The sequence below is a fragment of the Paenibacillus sp. FSL H8-0317 genome, assembly GCF_045040685.1.
GTDB lineage: Bacteria > Bacillota > Bacilli > Paenibacillales > Paenibacillaceae > Paenibacillus.
The window spans coordinates 3909161-3928225 of record NZ_CP150294.1 but is presented as its reverse complement, the minus strand read 5'-3'; the positions used below and the strand labels follow the sequence as shown (position 1 = coordinate 3928225).

19 protein-coding genes and 1 pseudogene are annotated in these 19065 nt (G+C 43.0%); 2 read left to right on the top strand and 18 right to left on the bottom strand.

The window, feature by feature from the left end:
- Position 1 precedes the first annotated feature (1 nt).
- From MHB43_RS17475 to MHB43_RS17450, 6 genes are all read right to left on the bottom strand, one after another.
- On the bottom strand, positions 2–349 hold the full coding sequence (locus MHB43_RS17475) for a YolD-like family protein (protein ID WP_405117617.1): 348 nt from the start codon (positions 347–349) through the stop codon (positions 2–4).
- Positions 346–1584, bottom strand: a complete 1239-nt coding sequence (locus tag MHB43_RS17470; RefSeq protein ID WP_405117616.1) for a DNA polymerase IV — start codon at positions 1582–1584, stop codon at positions 346–348. The genes MHB43_RS17475 and MHB43_RS17470 overlap by 4 nt, the downstream gene beginning before the upstream one ends.
- Positions 1585–1938: 354 nt before the next feature.
- Positions 1939–2154: a hypothetical protein gene (locus MHB43_RS17465; RefSeq protein ID WP_405117615.1), complete on the bottom strand. Its 216-nt coding sequence runs from the start codon at positions 2152–2154 to the stop codon at positions 1939–1941.
- 638 nt (positions 2155–2792) lie between these two features.
- On the bottom strand, positions 2793–3596 hold the full coding sequence (locus MHB43_RS17460; RefSeq protein ID WP_405117614.1) for an undecaprenyl-diphosphate phosphatase: 804 nt from the start codon (positions 3594–3596) through the stop codon (positions 2793–2795).
- 202 nt (positions 3597–3798) lie between these two features.
- The gene (locus tag MHB43_RS17455) at positions 3799–3990 is read right to left on the bottom strand and encodes a TetR-like C-terminal domain-containing protein (protein WP_405132441.1); all 192 of its coding nucleotides are present in this window, start codon (positions 3988–3990) and stop codon (positions 3799–3801) included.
- Positions 3987–4922 (bottom strand): copper amine oxidase N-terminal domain-containing protein, encoded by a 936-nt coding sequence (locus MHB43_RS17450; RefSeq protein WP_405117613.1) that lies wholly within the window; start codon positions 4920–4922, stop codon positions 3987–3989. The genes MHB43_RS17455 and MHB43_RS17450 overlap by 4 nt, the downstream gene beginning before the upstream one ends.
- Before the next feature lie 147 nt (positions 4923–5069).
- Here MHB43_RS17450 and MHB43_RS17445 point away from each other — a divergent pair, with 147 nt between their 5' ends.
- Positions 5070–6440: a TolB family protein gene (locus MHB43_RS17445; RefSeq protein WP_405117612.1), complete on the top strand. Its 1371-nt coding sequence runs from the start codon at positions 5070–5072 to the stop codon at positions 6438–6440.
- 955 nt (positions 6441–7395) lie between these two features.
- Here MHB43_RS17445 and MHB43_RS17440 read toward each other — a convergent pair.
- The 7 genes from MHB43_RS17440 to MHB43_RS17410 all read right to left on the bottom strand — a co-directional run bounded on the left by MHB43_RS17440 (position 7396) and on the right by MHB43_RS17410 (position 12673).
- Entirely contained in the window at positions 7396–7725 is a 330-nt protein-coding gene (locus MHB43_RS17440) for a metal-sensitive transcriptional regulator (protein WP_047843212.1), read from the bottom strand.
- Between the two features lie 245 nt (positions 7726–7970).
- Positions 7971–8210: a glutaredoxin family protein gene (locus tag MHB43_RS17435; protein ID WP_145325338.1), complete on the bottom strand. Its 240-nt coding sequence runs from the start codon at positions 8208–8210 to the stop codon at positions 7971–7973.
- Positions 8211–8243: 33 nt separating this feature from the next.
- Positions 8244–8447, bottom strand: a complete 204-nt coding sequence (locus tag MHB43_RS17430; RefSeq protein ID WP_307412308.1) for a heavy-metal-associated domain-containing protein — start codon at positions 8445–8447, stop codon at positions 8244–8246.
- A 5-nt stretch (positions 8448–8452) separates the two neighbouring features.
- Positions 8453–9082, bottom strand: a complete 630-nt coding sequence (locus MHB43_RS17425; RefSeq protein ID WP_405117611.1) for a nitrite reductase — start codon at positions 9080–9082, stop codon at positions 8453–8455.
- A 16-nt stretch (positions 9083–9098) separates the two neighbouring features.
- Entirely contained in the window at positions 9099–9953 is an 855-nt protein-coding gene (locus MHB43_RS17420; RefSeq protein ID WP_405117610.1) for a hypothetical protein, read from the bottom strand.
- A gap of 51 nt (positions 9954–10004) precedes the next feature.
- Positions 10005–12443, bottom strand: coding sequence for a heavy metal translocating P-type ATPase (locus MHB43_RS17415; RefSeq protein WP_405117609.1), 2439 nt, complete (start codon positions 12441–12443; stop codon positions 10005–10007).
- Between the two features lie 29 nt (positions 12444–12472).
- Positions 12473–12673: a cation transporter gene (locus MHB43_RS17410; RefSeq protein WP_047843207.1), complete on the bottom strand. Its 201-nt coding sequence runs from the start codon at positions 12671–12673 to the stop codon at positions 12473–12475.
- A gap of 438 nt (positions 12674–13111) precedes the next feature.
- On the opposite strand from MHB43_RS17410, the pseudogene map reads away from it, so the two are divergent.
- Positions 13112–13849 (top strand): annotated as a pseudogene (gene map / locus MHB43_RS17405) (type I methionyl aminopeptidase).
- A gap of 113 nt (positions 13850–13962) precedes the next feature.
- Here map and MHB43_RS17400 read toward each other — a convergent pair.
- The 5 genes from MHB43_RS17400 to phnE (MHB43_RS17380) form a co-directional block, all read right to left on the bottom strand.
- Positions 13963–15249, bottom strand: coding sequence for a diguanylate cyclase domain-containing protein (locus MHB43_RS17400; protein ID WP_405117608.1), 1287 nt, complete (start codon positions 15247–15249; stop codon positions 13963–13965).
- Positions 15250–15575: 326 nt separating this feature from the next.
- Positions 15576–16229: a GntR family transcriptional regulator gene (locus tag MHB43_RS17395; RefSeq protein WP_237175141.1), complete on the bottom strand. Its 654-nt coding sequence runs from the start codon at positions 16227–16229 to the stop codon at positions 15576–15578.
- Positions 16230–16384: 155 nt separating this feature from the next.
- On the bottom strand, positions 16385–17389 hold the full coding sequence (locus MHB43_RS17390) for a tyrosine-protein phosphatase (protein ID WP_405117607.1): 1005 nt from the start codon (positions 17387–17389) through the stop codon (positions 16385–16387).
- Positions 17390–17436: 47 nt separating this feature from the next.
- On the bottom strand, positions 17437–18276 hold the full coding sequence (gene phnE, locus MHB43_RS17385) for a phosphonate ABC transporter, permease protein PhnE (protein ID WP_405117606.1): 840 nt from the start codon (positions 18274–18276) through the stop codon (positions 17437–17439).
- Positions 18273–19064, bottom strand: coding sequence for a phosphonate ABC transporter, permease protein PhnE (phnE, locus tag MHB43_RS17380; protein ID WP_076216831.1), 792 nt, complete (start codon positions 19062–19064; stop codon positions 18273–18275). Before phnE (MHB43_RS17380) ends, phnE (MHB43_RS17385) begins: the two co-directional genes overlap by 4 nt.
- Position 19065: the final 1 nt, after the last annotated feature.

Below are 19065 nucleotides of genomic sequence, written 5' to 3'. Positions count from 1 at the left end.
TTTACACGCCTCCTTCTTCAAGTTTCACAGCGACCAATTGATCAAAATCGACCCATTCAAATCCATTCTCCATTTCAATTTTGATTTTCTTTCCAAAGGTACTGACTGAAGTGACGATCCCGTGTATATCCCGATTGCCTGACTCAGTAAATATTTCAAAGGTGGCTTGCAATGTATAATTGAGCGACATATCTATATTCTGAGTAATAATTTCCCACTCATCTTCATGGATCAGTGGTTTCGTTTGATAATGAATTTGAGTACGATGCTGTATAATTCGTTCTTTATGTTGTGGAAGCATCATGCGGCTCGATTCCCATAATCCATTGGCCTCCAGTTTTTTGCTCATTTATAATGCCCCCCAATTTTAGATGCTCGATCGATCGCTTGACCCGCAGCCGTAATGGAGCTCGCTCGTAAAATGGCAATGTCGCCAAATCTATCCTTAATGTCGTCCATCACCTGATCAATGGCCCGTTTCTGCTCTTGATCATCAAAAAAAGATAGTTGATATGTATCCGCGTTGGATAATTGAGATAGGGATACGCCTACACGGCGCACGGGTTGCCCATCCCAGTGTTGATGGAATATGCGTTTGGCTATCTTGCATACATCAACAGTTATGTTTGTAGGATCAGACAGTTTAACCTGCCTGTGAAAACCAGTGGGGTGGTCAAAATCCGCTCCAGAAACACTTACGGATACGACTCTACCCATCAGTCCCTTTTTACGGGCTCTTCTGCAAACTTCTGTACAGATATCGAGGATAACTACTTCGATCTCCCAAGCCTCTATGAAATCTCTTGGCAAGGTCATTCCGTTTCCGATATCCTTTTGTGTACTGTGCGTGTTGACGGTTACCGGTGAATTGTCGATTCCATTTGCGACTCTCCAGATGACTTCTCCATTAACACCCCACTTACTTCTTAATTTGGAAAGAGGCGTATTCGCCAGGTCTCTAATGGTTCGGATGCCCATCTTCCACAGATGTTTTTCCATTCTGGAGCCGATCCCCCACATATCGCGGATGGGCTTTTCTCCAATGTGGAGGTGTAATTCCTCTTTCTTTAAGTGGAAAATGCCCCCCTCTGCTTTTTTAGCGATCATATCGCAGCACAATTTACTAATGATTTTGTTTTCGCCGATACCAGCTCTTGCATAAACGCCTGTTTCATTATAGATCTTGTCTTGAATTTGCTTGGCCAAATCGACTGGATCATTACCGAATAGATGCATTGATCCTGTAAAATCAGCGAATAATTCGTCTATACTGTACGGTTCAACTAGATCGGTGAACTCCTCAATAATGGACATGATTTGAGTGGATACTTCGATGTATTCTTGCATGTGTGGTCTCACAATGATCAGTTCAGGGCACTTCTGAAGAGACTGCCAGAGTGGTTCCGCGGTAGATACCCCCTTCGCTTTGGCTAGTGGACAAGCAGCAAGGATAATGCCAGAACGTCTTGCTGGATCGCCAGCGACGGCGAGTGGTCTATTTTTGTATTGAGGCATTTTTGCCTTTTCGACTGAAGCATAAAACGACTGCATATCGATGAGCATAATGGTTCGCTGCTTAGCCAACACTGAAATCACTCCTGTACTTTTAAGAACGTATGTTTGTATATTATAAACCGAACGCATGTTCTTTATGCAAGAGGTAAATATTTATATTCATCCGAGATAAGGTCATATTAGCATTGAAAACGATTACTTAAGACAAAAGAAAGACCCCCTGAGGGGTGATGTCAGGAGATTGAGTATATCCCAAAATTTGTGCCAAACATCTAACATTTGCACGGCTGACGAAGCATTCATCCGCAATATTATAACCGTACCGATAATATAAAAAAAGTCGCTAAAATAGCGACTACAATGGGGCTGTATGGTTGTGGCTGAGCTTATCAGTTTACCTATTCAGGTAACAGTTTTAAATTCCTATAGTTTTATTTTTTGTTGTCCATGAGTAGAGCTTAAAGTAACCAGATTTCGAGTCAAACCTTGCGTTTCACTTAATTCATCTGCCATCGGTTTTGTATTCAAATCAATATCTTGGGTCATGTTTTTTGAAAGAACATATATTGAAATTTCTTTAGCATAATCTTTAACAACCATTATCCAGTTACCCTCTAGCTTATCTGCATTATGGCCCATCCGCTTCAAATATACGTCCTTTCTCAATATTATTTTTTTAATTCTATACCGTATGTAACTTTACCTGAATTCCTCTTTGATAATAAACTCTCGAACTCATCATCATTTTTTATCATATTCCTACCCGTTACCTCCTTCAACTAACCAGCCCGTTAGTTCAACATCCTAGCATAAGTAATCGTAAAAGATTAAATCAAAAATTAAGGTGAATAATCTAATGTCCTGATGGTACTATCTCTCCACCTCAAATGTACTTTTCATAAGTCTCATGTGTGCAGGATTGCCTAACGCGCTGGCGATTTGCATTGGCAATATTTTACTCATTAAACTTTGTTCTCATCTTTGTGGATAAGCATTATGAAGACAAAGACAGGAGTTTTAATAGAAATGAACGTTCTCACCAAATCCATCATTGGTTTGCTTTGCGTGACGACATTGGTCCTCGTATGAGTCATTTATCACGGACTGCAGCCGCTACTTGTCATACCCCGCCAGCCAGAAGGAAATTTCGCTCAACCCGGATCAATTAGAACAAATTCAGCGTTTGAGAACGTTCGGAGGACATCCCTACCGTATCTCGATCAGATGAGAAACTTACATACCTCCGAAACTGAGAGTTTATAAATTATAATTTACAGTTACAGTATGACGATTAAATAGAAAAGGGCTGCTAATCCAAAACGGTATAGAGCAAACCACTCCAATCGAAGTCGCTTGATCAGTCTAATAAACGTTACTACCGCAATCATAGCCACAAGAAAGGATGTCATAAAGCCAATTAACATTAGATAAAAATCGTCTAAACTAAGTAAATCGCGGCTATCATATAAGTCCAACAAGGTAGCACCAAACATAACAGGTACAGAAATAATGAACGTAAAATCTGCGGCAGCTTTTTGGCTAGTACCGAGCAAAAGGCCACCTGAAATCGTCGAACCCGATCTCGAAAAACCTGGCCACAAAGCTAGACATTGGAATAAGCCAATCCCAAAAGCTTGTTTGTAACTAATCATATCAATTGTATCAAGGCTGGTAGTTCTCTTACTCTGTGCTGCGATGATCATTAACAAACCACCAGCAACTAAACCAATTAAGACAGGTGTAGGGCCGAATAATTGACTTTTTATAGTGTCCTTTAGTAGAAGATATACGATTAATGCTGGTAACATAGCCAAAATCATATGTATTACGTTTAATCCTTTACTTTTTGAAAAGTCCATTTTAATTAAGTTTGACCCAATCTCCATATACCTTTTCCAATAAAGAATTAGAACTGCCATTACTGCACCCAACTGTATAACGATTTTAAAGGTTATTGCCGCGTCTCCCTCAAAGTTAAGTAAATTGCCTGCTAAAATAAGATGTCCAGTAGACGATACGGGTAAGAATTCAGTTAAGCCTTCTATTATGCCAAGTATTATTGCTTTTATTACATCAGTCATTAGGAGATATCCCCTTTACGATAATAAACTCGCTTAGCAAGTTCAAGTATAAGAGTAAATGACTATATTTTCCCATCGATTAGCATAACAATATTCATTTCAGTGTGACATTATTGTCACATCATTTAAATGATATGCTGATCATATCAATTATCACCTCCTATCTTCTCAAACATTAGAAAACACAAAAGAAGCCGCAAAATTAGCGACTTCCAATAGAACGATGTTCGTGTCTTTCGACAACCGGGTTCAGCAAATTCCAAAATTGTTCAACCATGACGGATGGCGGATACGGCATCGAACGGATAATCCACCATTCCAATACACCCACTGATGCTGAAGTTAAAAGTCGAAGCAACTGGTTAATCTCAGCTGCTATGCATTCCGATATTATACTTCTTCATAAACAACGACGGTTTTACTTTCTTCTTCCCATTGCACGGTTGCATCCAATGCCTCACTTATGAAACGTACGGGTACATAAGTACTGCCTTTTGTGATAGTTGCTGGCGCATCCAAAGAGACGTTTTTGCCATTAACTGTTGCAGTCTTACTGTCAACCACAAGTTTAATGCTCACCCCATCCTTCGTGACAATGATGGAGCGTTCTTCGGGATTCCATGCCACTTCGGCTTTCAAAGACTCAGCTATGGCGCGAAAAGGAACAAACGTGTTGCCCTTTTTGACAAATGGTTCGGAGTCAGAAGCTTCCCCGTTCACATACAGCTTCACCCCATTCTTTTTGCCCGCCTTTTCATTGAGTTTTCCCATTGTTTTGTACAGGTCCAGGTTTTTAAAATTGGCTTTAATGGCCTCTTCCTGCAAATACACCGCGTCAGTCACACTACCGTTTTTTTCGAGCATTTCTGCTGCAGTTTCCAACGCCTTGTCCTTTTCAAGGATGGCTTCAAGTTCTTTGATTTGTTCGTCCGTCAGCTCAGTCGCATATTTTGTAAGCAAAATATCGGCTAGTACAGCACCTGCCGGTTTATCTTCCACATGTTGAATGGCATTTAGCAAACCTTTGTATCCTTTGGAGCCTTTTTTCTTGGATTCGGTTGGATCGGTTGTATTGTTGGTTGTATTCTCTGTCTCCGATGTTGAGGAATCCTTAACTTTGTCATCTTCAGTGCTGACCATTTCAGAAGACTCGACTTCCTCGGTCTGTTTCTCCTCAATTGGAGTTTCTTTGTCTTTGGGTGCTTTTGACGATACCTCTTTACCTGATTGTCCGGGTGGAGTGTTTCCCGGTTTGGCTGAGGTTGTGCCTGCGGCGGTGGCTAGCATTAGCGCCAGACTGGTTAGCAAGATGACTGTTTTTTTCATTGACGATTCCTCCTGAAGTAAAAAAATATATGCTCCTTCATTATCGGCAGAATAAATACTTCCTGATAGGAATTTAACGAATAATTCGCCTATCTCCTTTTCTTGAATACATTGTAGTGAAATCAAACCTGAAGGGCGGCATCAAATATGAATTTTGCTTATCATGAAGCGATCCTTTTTACTTCAAATGTTGGGGGTGGTTCGTACGACATTTGGATTTATCAACCTTTAACAGGTCAGACCATTAAGCTAACTCAGGATCTTGGTGAGACATTTACAATTCCATATTGGTCGCCAGATGTCCGGAACATCGCCTTTATCGGCAAGAAAAATATCGTGTATGTATTCAATCTAAACAGCAGAACATGGGCACAAATTGATCAGATTGACCCTTATACTTTACTGAGCTGGTCGCCGGATAGTCTATACTTGAGTTATGTAAAAAACGGACGAATTGTGATCTACAATATCTACTCCCATGCCAGCGGTTCAATCGTTCAACAAGGAGCCACCGATGTCCAGTGGTTTCCTTCAGGAGAGGCTCTCCTGTTTGCAGCTCCGGATGAAGCAGGCAATACCCAACTATATAAAATCAACCGAGATGGCATGATCAAACAGCAATTAACTCAAAATACGGAGGGTCCTCTCCACAATGTCAGAATATCACCTAACGGAGAGTTTGCCCTATATACATCCCCGGGAGCCAGCATTTCGTTGATCACTACGGTGAACCTGACAACAGGAGCGAGCTACCAACTTAATGGTGGCCCTCAGGCCAAAAACTATTTCCCCGAATGGTCCCCGGACTCTTCACTCATCGCATACAGTGCCACCGACTTCGTGGATAATCAATATGTTTCTTTAATCCAGACCGACAGCCGAGTTGGAGGGCAACAAAAAACATGGGCGGTCTCCACCTGCTTCTCTACCCCTTTAAGTTGGTCGCCGGATGGGAACCGAATCGCTTACTTATCAGGGTGCAATAATCAAGAACAAGCAACCGAAATGTGGATTATTGATATAAGAAACCCTAATAATCCGATCAAAATTGTTGAAGCACGGTGGATTACAGCTCTTAGATGGTCACCACGAGTGCATGATGTTCATCCGTATGGATTATATCTCAATCAGGTATACAAGGTATCTTTCTATTATCCGCGAAGCTGGCACAAAGTTACCGAAGAACGATTCGAAGGAGCGGACGGTTTTTTTCAGATATCCGCTATCTCTTCTGAGGAAGGAATTCACGAGGTATGCAGAGCGGAAGCTTTTCATATGTTGAAACCCTATGGGGCAAACCCCCGAATTTTCCCTGCTGTTATTCAAGCACAAGAAGCCTGTTTCATATTTCCTTCGGAAGACCAACCCGTGGAAATGAGAAATCAGGCGGCACTTATTGTAAAATATCCTGCTCCCGTTGTGATTCAAGGATATACGTATTCATATTTCATTTTATGGGCTGATCAAAATCACTTGATTTCACTGGGAAAGACACTTACTTTTAACTATCAAAGTTAATACGTTGAATAGGTCTCCATAAATTATTTTTATTTGAGATATTTGTGTTTGAGAAATAGGTCTTTTGTTTTGAGGACTCATTGGAGTTGATTCAGGAGCTGTAACAAAAATAACTGTTGTTACTTTAGGACTGTAACTTCTTTCCAATAAGCGGAAAACTCTTTCGAATCAGTAACATACGATATTTCAGTATAATAGATTGGAGGAATGAAAATGGTTCGTACACTTGACGCTCGTACTTCTCTCGCCTCCACGGGCATTACTCCACTCAACATTCCACTTCCATCAAACACACCTACCCTGCTTGGGATCGTGGGACTCAACATTGTTAATCCAGGACCGCTCATCCGTACTCAGTTTAATGGGAGCTATCGATTCTCAGTGCCCAGTTTATCTTCGTTGCCCTCTACTATTCGAATTGAAATCTTCAGGGGGGCCACTAATACAGGCCAACCTATTTATGTCGTTTCCCAGCCTATATTCACTTCCACCAACACTATACTCGCAAGTTTCGAAGGTTCAGATTACAATGTGCCTCCCCCTGGAAATGGTCAACTTATTTATTCTGCGTACGCTACACTCACCTATAATCCAAGCTTCAGTGTTAACAACGTTCGCCTGGGACCCGAAAGTTTCAATGCTACAGTGTATTCCGATGATTAATAGCTATGAGTTAATTGAGGATCAACTTTTCCCTTTATTTAGGCCAACTGTAATCCTCTTCTGCCCAACAATCTTGATTCTCCTGTTTGGCTTGTCAATTAATGTGACGGTACAAGTTCTTGTCCTTGGATCGGTATACGAACTTGTACCGATAAAACAAAAAAGCCGCTAAAATAGCGACTTCAACGGAACATGTTCTTGTTCTCGACATTTTTTCATCACTAGCCATAATAAACAACCTTGATGGGCCATTTGCCTGAATAAAACAAGAGGGTATCTCCCTGATTCTAGCTTATTTAATTAACTTATTTACAGTTATCATCAGTTCATCCAAAACTTTGTGATCGCCTTCTGAAATGCGTTCAATGACACAGCTTTTCATATGATGTTCCAAAAGCTGCTTTCCTACTCCATTCAACGCGGATTGAATGGAGGCAATTTGGTGCAAGACGTCATCACAATACGTATCCTTCTCAATCATTCCTTTTACTCCACGCACTTGCCCTTCAATCCGATTCAACCGGCTAATTAATTTTCGCTTCGTACTCTCCGAATGATGGCTTTTCCGCTCGTTTGAAGATGTATGGTCACATGAAGCAGCCTCAAGTATCGTATCATCCAAAGTTGATCAACTCCTTTATTACACATTACCATCCCCCCCTACCCTATGTAAAGAGAGCAAGAAGTATCATGGTACGTGCTAAGAGAACGGCTTGTCAGGCGTCACTGCTCCACATGCCCATAAGCGATGCAAGTATCTTTATCTATGCAGTATATTAGACATATTATACCCTCCCCTCCTACAACGATACATAAGTCAAAGGATTAAGAATAACCCCGGTCGAATGTTGACCGGGGTCATCAGAGTTACTTCACTAACTCACTGATTTCAGTGAGATTTTCGGCAAAGCCTACAAAGACCTTATCTCCAATGACAATGGTTGGAACAACCTGTTTGCCAGTCAACTTCCAGACTTCCTCAGCGTACTTGACATCTTCTTCACAATTGTAATCCGTATAGGGAAGCTCACGCTCTTTAAAGTAACGTTTAGCATAATTGCAATCGCTACAGGTTGGGATTGAATAAATCTGAATGGATTCCGTCATGCCCAATTACTCTCCCTTGTATTTCAATATATATTACGCTCCGACGTTATATCCTTTTCTACGGATCGCTTCTTCAATTTCAGCGATTTGAACTTTAGAATCGTCAAATCGAACTTCTACTGTTCCCTGTTCAAAATTTACGTGGCCTTCAGCGCCAAGAGCGCTAATTGCACCTTCAATTTTAGATACACAAGAACGGCAAGACATACCTTGAATTTTTACAGTTGCTTCTTTCACTGTTTTCACCCCCTTTCAAGCGTCATAGACTTCAAGTTTTCCAGTGTCATTCGATTAACGAATTTCCTGAACTTTTCTTTGCCTTTCGCATGGTTCTTATAATAATCAATAATTGCGGTAACGAAAGGAATAAGCTGATCCTCCATTAATCCGGAATGTAGCAGCTTGGCGAAGGAGGGTTTAAGCCCCTTCGACTCGCCACCAACATAAACATCGAACTTATCGCGCATTTTTACGATCCCAATATCCTTAATCAACGGTTCACTAGTGCCTAAGGCGCATCCAGCATATCCAATCTTGAGTGGTGTAGGCGTATCGATACCGGAAATGGCTTGATTTAAATTTTTGGCTGTTTCCATTCCTGCTTCTTCTGCACCTCTACAAAAGTTGCAAGCGATCAGACTTTTGGTTACAAATCCTGCAGGGTTTATTTCAAGACCGTGATCTTCAAGTTTATTTTTGATCTGATCTCGTTGTTCAATCGATACTTCTGCGTAGAGTTGCTTAAAGGGTGTCATCTCCACTTTTGAATCTGGACCAATAATCTCGCCAATTTTAACTAGTTGCTCCGGAGTGAATAAGCTTCCACCAAGTTGGATTGCTGGACTAATCGCTATTTTAATTTTATCTCCCATGCTCATACCTCTCTACTCACTTTACATCTACGACGAAAGGTACTGTAAAGACTTCCCCATCATGTTGGAATTGGCCCCAGATTTTATAGATTCCGCTATGCGGGAAGGAGGTCATAAATTCCGCTTTTGGACCTGTTGCCTTTTCCTCTGTTGGATGAACATGCAGATATTGCTCTGCATCCTCAAAAAGGATAACAACATGACCTACAGCACCGAGGTATTGTTCCAGATTATTAATCCCTTCGTCCGTTTTCGCATCCATGATATTAAAGGTCAGATTTACGTCTTCGTTGGCCTTTGTGCTACTCAATGAAAGTTCGATTTTTTTACCATCCACTTCTTTTACAAGGTTGGAATCCGCTTGAACAGGCTCTTGGGCTTTTTCTGGACCCCCAACGTTCACCCATTCACTGGGGGTAGTACTCGCTCCACCTTTTGGTACAAAGTCAGAAAGGATTTTGTATTCTCCGCCAGCTGGAAATGAAGTTTCAATCACAAACGTTCCATCGCCTTTAAAATCTGGATGAATGTGATTAAAGTAAGAAAGATCTTTACTCACCACGATAAGGTGCATTCGTTTTTCGTGACCCATTTCAAATTCATTAACCGGTTTACCATCGACGTCCGTGATTTGGATTGTCAGATGTGAATTTTCATTGGCCTTCACATCTGATGCAAAGGAGAACGAGGTTTTAAGGGTACTTGCTGTTGAATCAGCATGAGACCCTGCATGATCATGACTCGCACCTTCAGTTTCAGAATTCATCTCAGTATGATTCATACCACCATGTCCATCTGAATGTGCACTTTCTTTAGGGGTTCCGCAAGCAGACAACACACCAAAAGCTAAAACACCAGTTAACATTAGCATGATTTTTTTACTCCTCCTCATCATTATGTTCGCTCCTATTCTAGTTCCTGACTAGTGACGTACTTTTACGCGTTGCAATCGCAGGGCGTTCAGAACGACCGATACCGAACTCAAGGCCATCGCTGCGCCTGCAACCCATGGTGCTAACAGACCGATAGCTGCAATAGGAATGCCTAAGGTGTTGTAACCAAGTGCCCAGAACAAGTTTTGCTTAATGTTGCGCATGGTCTTGCGACTCATGTAGATAGCATCAGGAATACTGGATAGATCGCCGCGCATGAGTGTTACATCAGCTGCTTCCATGGCTACATCTGTCCCCGTACCAATCGCCATACCAATATCTGCAGTTGCCAAAGCGGGTGCATCATTGATACCATCGCCAACCATGGCCACTTTTTTACCTTGTGATTGCAGTTTTTTCACTTCTTCCGCTTTTCCTTCAGGTAAGACCTCTGCACGAACGTGGTCAATACCTACTTGAGCAGCGATGGCTTTTGCCGTCCGTTCATTGTCACCTGTAATCATAATGACCTGAATGCCCATTTCTTTCAGACGGCTCACTGCAGCTTTCGAAGTTTCTTTAATCGTGTCTGCTACAGCGACCATACCTGCATACTGCCCATCAATGGCAACCAGCATCGCAGTTTTGCCCGCTTCTTCCAAACGTGACATCGAATGATAAGCTGCTTTTGCATCGATATTATACTTTTCCATCAGTCGACGTGTACCCACGAGCAGTTGTTTACCTTCAACCATTGCCTGGATTCCGAAACCCGGAAATGCTTCAAAGGATTGAGTTCCTGGTAGTTCGATATTTCGTTCCTGGATGCCCACAACGATTGCTTCTGCAAGTGGATGCTCAGAGTTTTTCTCTGCAGCTCCAACAAGTTTCAGGAATTCATTCTCATTGCCAAGAGCAACGACGTCAGTCATTTCAGGTTTACCTTTTGTAATAGTACCCGTTTTATCCAGAAGGATCGCATCAATTTTATGCGTCTGCTCCAGATGCTCCCCGCCTTTGAACAACACCCCTAGTTCAGCCGAACGACCAGACCCTGCCATAATGGATGTTGGGGTTGCAAGTCCAAGTGCACAAGGACATGCGATAACAAGAATCGCAATTGCTTTTTCTAACGAACCTGCAAAATCACCTGGTGTAACCCAGAAGTACCAAACCACAAAAGCAACTATTGCAATCCCTACAACGATCGGGACGAATATGCCCGAGATCACATCGGCTACCCGCTGAATTGGTGCTTTTGATCCCTGAGCTTCTTCAACAACCTTAATAATTTGTGCAAGAGCAGTTTCTTTACCTACTTTGGTTGCTTTGATCCGAAGAATACCGTTTTTATTAATCGTAGCTCCAATCACAGCATCTCCGACTTTTTTCTCTACTGGAAGGCTTTCACCCGTAAGCATGGATTCATCTACAGATGAGCTCCCTTCCAACACCTCTCCGTCTACAGGAACTTTATCGCCTGGGCGAATAAGGACAACATCTCCTACAATGACTTCATCCACTGGAATGGTAAGTTCTTTGCCATCCCGAACTACTAATGCCGTCTTCGCCTGCAGACTCATCAGTGATTTAATTGCCTCTGATGTTCGGCCTTTCGCAAGTGATTCAAACAATTTACCCATAAGAACCAATGTAATAAGTACCGCACTCGTTTCATAATAGAGGGATGGACCATGAGGCATCCCTTCAACCATACTCGACCATTGAATGGTTAAATACAAACTATAGAAGTAGGCTGCAGAGGTACCAAGTGATACCAACACATCCATGTTGGCACTCCTGTTTCGGAGAGCCTTATACGCACCCATATAGAACTGTCTACCAATATAAAATTGTACTGGTGTAGCCAGGATTAGTTGGAACCACGGATTCATAAACAATTCCGGCACATAGATCCATGAAGTGAACGAGAAGTGACCTACCATAGTCCACAACAGAGGCAAGGAAAGAATCGCCGAAATCAGTAATTTTCGTTTTTGATTACTCAGTTCTTTAGCACGATGGTCACTTGCACCATTACTGGTACCGTCTTGTTTGACGATCGCCGTATAACCCAGTTTATTCACCCTGTTTTTCATGTCTTCGATGGAAACTTCACCAGGAGAAAATTCAACTCGGGCCGTTTCCATGGCGAAGTTTACTGTAGCGTTAGTCACGCCGGGCAGCTTATTCAGCCCTTTTTCAATTTTGTTCGCACATGCTGCACAGGTCATGCCTTCAAGATTGAATTGCGCAACCTCTGAAACGGAACCATATCCAAGTTTTTTGATTTTTTCCTCAAGTTCTTTCATTTCCACTTTCGTGGGATCATACGTTACACTTGCTTTTTCCAAAGCGAAGTTAACATTCGCTGATGTTACCCCGTCCATTTTGCCGAGGCCTTTTTCGATTTTGTTTGCACAAGCTGCACAGGTCATACCTGTAATTTGTATACTCGACTGTTTCGTCTGAGCCGCTGTTGTTGCCACAATAACTCACTCCTCTCATCGTCCATTACTTACGCTACTTCGTAGCCTTGTTCTTCAATAACTTCTTTAATTTGCTCCAAGGAAACTTGATTTTCATCATACGTCGCTTCAACCGAATCATCACTGAGATTCACCTTGCCACTCACTCCAATTTCTTTCAGAGCACCTTCGATGGAGTTTACACAATGTTGGCAGCTCATACCTTGTACGTTCAATACAATGTTTTTCATCTTATTTCGTCCCTTCTTGTGGGTAATTTTTTGGTTTAGTTTGACCTAAACGATGGGCTGTACTCTCGAGGCCAGTTCCTCAGGTCTCGTTGACCTCTTGTTAAATAATATACCCCCCTACCCTATATTTAGTCAACATCTTTTTATACCCCTCCACCCTATATGAACTATCTTTCTCGTTAGCTCAATGAATTTATGGAGAGAAGAACCGATTAGTTATACGCTGATTGGTAACCGGACCCTGTTCTTGTCCCCCGACATTTATCCTATTACTTCGAACTAATCTGTCCGTTAAATGAACAAAAGCAGCCGATCACGTTAGTCCGCTGCCTTCTTCATTTTATTGATCTAATGTTTCCAGTTAGCTTAACGCTTGCGTCCGGTCTACAACTTTATTATTGCGGCCTAATTCTTCTTTTCAACGACAGCGTCGACCATATGCTTGCCGTTCTGGTCGGTTGCTGTGGGGTCCACTACTATGCCGCCAATTCCGAATGCCATCGTACAATTGCCCCACTCATCAAACCGGGCATTACAACCAATGAGATTGAGCGCATATTCGAGGACATTATTTTGAAGCACGGTGCTAAGCCATACGAAAAGGGAAACAAGGGCTATCCATATGCGACCTGTGCCTCCGTCAACGACGTAATCGCACATTGCTTGCCTAGCAATAAACCACTTGAGGAAGGCGATATTGTGACGATCGACACGGTCGCGGAGCTAGACGGCTGGCTCGGCGATTCGGCCTAGAGCTATGCGGTTGGGCAAATCTCACCGATGGCCGAGAAGTTGATGCGCTTCACAAAGGGATGTCTTGACCTGGGCATCAAACAGGCGCAGCCCGGCAAACGACTCGGCGATGTAATAAGCACGATTCAACGGCATGCGGAGTCGCACGGCTTCGGTGTCGTGCGTGACCTTCTAGCCCATGGCATCAGCCGTGACCTGCACGAGGAGCCAACATATATGCATGTAGGAAATCCCGGAAAAGGCCTCCGTATCAAGGAGGGTATGGTGTTCACGATTGAGCCCATGATCACCGAAGGCACCTACTTTATGACACTTGTTTCTGACGGCTGGACCGCACGGACGATGGACAACAAGCTTGCCGCTCAATACGAGCACACAATCGCCATCACAGCTGAAGGTCCACAAATTCTGACCGCGCAATAGAAAAAAAGAAGTCAACCAATGAATTGGTCGACTTCACAATGGATTAATTATGCTACTCAATCGCCGTCTAACAAGTATTACGCTGTTGTAGCAGGTATATCATTTTTTCAGTTTCAGCGCATTGATAAGTCACGGAATGAGTAGATGCGATATGTATTTTTGCCTTCCGCTTTGGCAAGATAAAGTGCTGCATCTGCTTTCTGAAGCAGTTCTTTTACTGAATCGTCTTCTTCATAAAAGGCAATACCGATGCTTGAAGTTGTATAGAGCTCCTTCCCGTCGAGTATCCAAGGGAGCTGCAATGTTTCTAAGATGTTTTCCGCCAAAAGGCTGAGTTCTGAGGAGGATTTGACATGAGGAAGTACAAAGACGAATTCGTCACCACCCATTCTGGCCAGGACATCGTGTTCTTGAAGACAAGCTCCTGCTCGCTTTACAAATTGCCGTAGCAATTCATCCCCCGCATCATGACCTAATGTATCATTGATCTGTTTAAAATTGTCTAGATCCGCAAACATGACGGCTAGCTGGCCAACGCTTGTCGTTGCTGCACTTAAAGCATCGCTGAGCATTTTATTGAGATATCTCCGGTTAGGGGCACCGGTAAGTGCATCATGATAACTTAATTGTTCCAGTTGAACTTGGTACTTTTTCCGCTCTGTAATTTCTCTTCCCACGAGCATCATGTTTTTAAAATCACCATCCTCGTCGAACATTGGTGTCCCTTTCATCTCCAGCCATACAGGATAACCCTGTTCATGCTGTCGTTTTATTTCGTAGGTAAACGGCTTTCTCAAAAGCAACATACTCATAAATACTGTACGAAACTTATCGTCCACATCTCCATTTGGTTGGTAGAATACCCATTTACCTATATATTCTTTTGGATCGAAGCCAAGCACCATTTTATGAGAAGGAGAGGCATACTCCACAATGCCATCCAGGTTGATCAACTGGATGAGATCAAGGGAGTTATCGGCTAAGAGGCGATAGCGCTCTTCGCTTTCTTTCAAAGCCTTAAGCAGCTGCCTGTACTCAGTAATGTTTTTAGCTACTCCAAAGATCCCATTTACCTTACCTTCAAAAAACAAAGGAACTTGTTTAATTTGCAAATAAACAATTTCTCCATTTTTATGATGGGCTTCGGCAACATATTGACAGGATGCACCCTTTAAGACTTCCGAAAAATATTGACTGATCAAATCAAGCTGATGTTGACAAAAGAGATCTTTGTAGGAGGAACCCATGATTTCTTTCTTTTTAAACCCTAAACACTCTGTAACTCCTTCATTTACTTCTACGATCGTTCCTTCGTTCGAAACGATAAAAGTGGCATCTGGATTGTGATTTATGATTGATCTAAATGCCTCAATGGACTGCTCGCTCAAAAACTCTTTCATACTTTCCGATCAATCCTCCGCTAGAATGGCTAAATTGGTAGAATAACTATACAATATTTTAGCAAATTTTGTTTTCATTTAATATTACTAAAATTATCCAATCGCACGTCTTCTGCTGCGGATCACTTCGATTCCTCCAATGAAAAAAGGCCGATCCATTAAGGAACGACTTTGGCTGTTATATGTACAATAATGGCTAATCGGGTGACGCTTTTAAAAAGATTGGCGTCCATACCGTCCGCCCTTACAAAATAAGCTGCCCGTTAAGGCAGCTGCTTTTTAGTTCAGCAGAATTGACGTTAGCAATCCACCGACTAACTTCAAAATTAAAATTGCCCTGTAACAAGCATGCGTTCTCTGGTTATAGGAATGAGAGATAACACAACCTCTTGAGCTGCCTTATAATCATTATTGGATAATGCGTGCAGCGTATCCCGATTAATTCCGATTGCACTGTAGTGCTTGATATGCGGAGTTCGCTTGAAGCGGACGATGGAGTACATGTAAAGTTTATCCCGAAAGGAGTCAAATGTGTTCAGCATTACGCCATTGTTCAAGGATTCAACGATCTCGCGCATGAAAAGAAAATGATGTTCGGTGTATAAGGCATAGTCATTCCTTTTCTCGGCGGTCCGCTGGATCTCAACATGAGCTGCAAGTGATTCAAGGTTTAAGTAGATCTCTCGGTTCGGGTTTTTCATCATTTCGAAAGAGTAAAAAAGCATGGATTGAATCTGTTCAATCAGATCAAGAAATTCCTTACCCCCTACATCCTTGACCAATACACCACGATTTTTGAGAGAAGTCACATATCCTTCTGATTCAAGGCGAGCAATGGCATGACGGATTGGTGTACGGCTCATTTGATACTCCTCCGCCAATTCGTTCTCTGAAAGCAGAGTTTCGGGCATTAATTCACCGCAAACCATTCGCTCACGAAGCATCATGTATGCTGTATCGACAAGCGATATTTTGTTCATATCATAATCCCTTTCTCTCATTATGAGGACTTCATTTGAATTTTAATGCGATCTACACATTTCATCCTATATTACCAGTCTTAGGAGAAGTTACGCAACCAGACTGTGACAAGAAGGAGCCCGACACTGTATCCCAGTTTCTGGACTCCATTTTTTTAAACCAGATATTTGTTTTGAAGAGCTGTCCTCTGCTCGGCGCTAATGCCTAATCCCTCTTTAAGATACTGATCAAAAGAACCGTAGTTCTCGTCGATTGCTTCAAGTGCCGCTTGGATAAAGGCCGCTTTCATCATTTCCGGAATCACTCCCTTAAATTCAGGCATTTGATCCATGTATTTTTGATAATCCTTGTTGCTTCCGGAGAGGAAGCGCTGCATGAGTCCGTCCACCGCGAGATTCGTCAGTTCATAGTCTTCAATAACTATATCTCGCGGTACACCCAAGGTGAGAAGGATCACTGCACATACAACTCCGGTCCGGTCTTTCCCGGCTGCACAGTGGAACAAGGAGGTGTCCCGCTCTTCTTTTAATAGTTCATTTAGGATAAGTGCACATTTGTCCGTATTTAAGATCATCGCTTTGTAGCCTGCATGCAGATCATGTCCGATCTTCTGCATTTCCTCAGGACTTGCTTCCGCCATAAAGGGAATATTCGTGTTGATCGCATGGCCAATGGCTGGGCTTGGACGGCTAGCTACTTCAAAATCACTGCGCAGATCACAAATCCAGTCAATACCGAGCGTAGTGGCCGTGTGCAGGTCCTGCTCACTAAGCTCATGCAGATCAGCAGACCGCAGCAGCATTCCCCATCGAGTCGTACGACCATCTTCTGTGAGATAACCGCCCATATCACGGAAATTAATTACTCCATCGGTGTAAATCATGCGATCGTTAATGGTTGATATCGACCCATTCGTGAACTTCACATGATAATAGTTTCGGCCTGGAGACACCGTTCTCGTAAATACTGCTCCTGACGGGTCGATTTGTACATCAAGCAGTGTGCTGTTGGATTCAATCAATTCCGGTAGAACAGAGTGGTAAACTGCCTCCGCCTCCATGTTCTCTTCCATATTCCAGGCTAACGTAATCCCGTTATTATCGCTATACCTAGCCTGTACTTGAGGGCCTTGTTTCAAAAGTGAATTAGATGTTGACATTGATATTCCTCCTCAAAGTGATATTTATCGTTATGCACATGAATGAATTAGTTTTGACGTATTTTTAGCTTCATTTTGTATCGGTTTGCCACAAATTCCACACTGAATACCATGACGAAAACGACCAATCCGACAAACAAAGCAGCCGCAAAGTTATAGGATTTCATGGCATGAGTCATCTCATATCCAATACCTCCTGCGCCAACCGCACCGAGAATAGTGGATTCGGCAATACCGCCTTCCAGCTGCAGCACGCACCAGGCAATAAAGGCTGTCTTCACGGTAGGCAAAATACCTTGCATGACAATCTGCAGCCAGCTGGCACCCGTAGACTGCATCGCTTCGAGTACGCCCTTGTCGATTTCCTCCAGTGACTGGGCAAATACTTTGACAAGCATGCCTGCCGCAGAGACGGCAATCGCAAGCACGCCGGGAAGCGGTCCAAGACCAACGGATACGATAAAAATCAGGGCCCACACGATCGTAGGAATCGCACGAAGCAAGGAAGCCGCGCTTCGAATGATCCAGGCAACGAACGGATGAGGTGTCAAATTGCTCGCAGCCAAGAAGGAGAGAAAAAACGCCACGACAATCCCCAGCACTGATCCGAGAATAGCAACTTGCAATGATTCTACAGCAGCGAGCAGGACATGGCGCCAGGCCGAGAAATCAGGTGGGAACATGGTTCCCATGTAACCGCCGAGTTTCGTAAAGCCTTGGGCCATCTTAGAATAGTCGAACTGCAGCTGAACGAGACTGAACACAAAAAGCACAGCAATAAGCGGCAGACCGATCACGAACAGCTTGTTTCTTTTCGGCTTGGGTGGCTCTGGTATGGAAGTATACAGCGTAAAAGATGGCTTCGCTTCGTTCATTCGCATACTCATATGATTCGCTCCCTTACGCGATTGGTGATCATTTCCACAACAAGAACGATAACAAGCACAAGTAGCACGGCCATGCTGGCTTCCTGATACTGAAACAACTTCAATTTGGATTGCAAAATAAATCCGAGACCACCGCCTCCAACCATACCTACAATTGTAGAAGCGCGTACGTTGATTTCGAAGTTGTACAAGCTCCAACCGATAAACCCGGGTAAGAATTGTGGAAACACGGCTTGGGACAACACTTGTAAATAACTCCCGCCAGCAGCTCGAACCGCTTCTACCTGTCCCATGTCAATTTCTTCAAGCACTTCGGCAAAGGAACGAGTCAACATACCAATGGAGATCAGGATCAGCGACATCGTACCGACTACAGCCCCCAGTCCAAACGCAGCAACAAGCAGAATCGTCCAGATAATTACCGGAATGTTACGAAACAGTGATGTAGCCGCACGAACAAATACCTGAAGGTAAGGGTGAGGGCTTGTCGTGGCTGCTGCTAAAAAGGATAACATTCCTGCTACAACCGACCCGATGACCATCGCCACCACACTCATATAAAGGGTCTGCATGGCAGGTTCAATGAGCTGGGAAAGTGAAGATAAATCAGGTGGAAGAAAATCAAAAAAGATAAATCGGAAGCTCTCTCCTACCCCTGCGAACAAAGCTCCAAATGAAAACTCTGCGCCGATGGAAGACCAGATGATGAGAGCCAACAGCACGATAAAAAACAATATCGTCTGTGTGCGTTTCATTTTTCGGGCAGATTGTAACTGAGCCGCATTCATG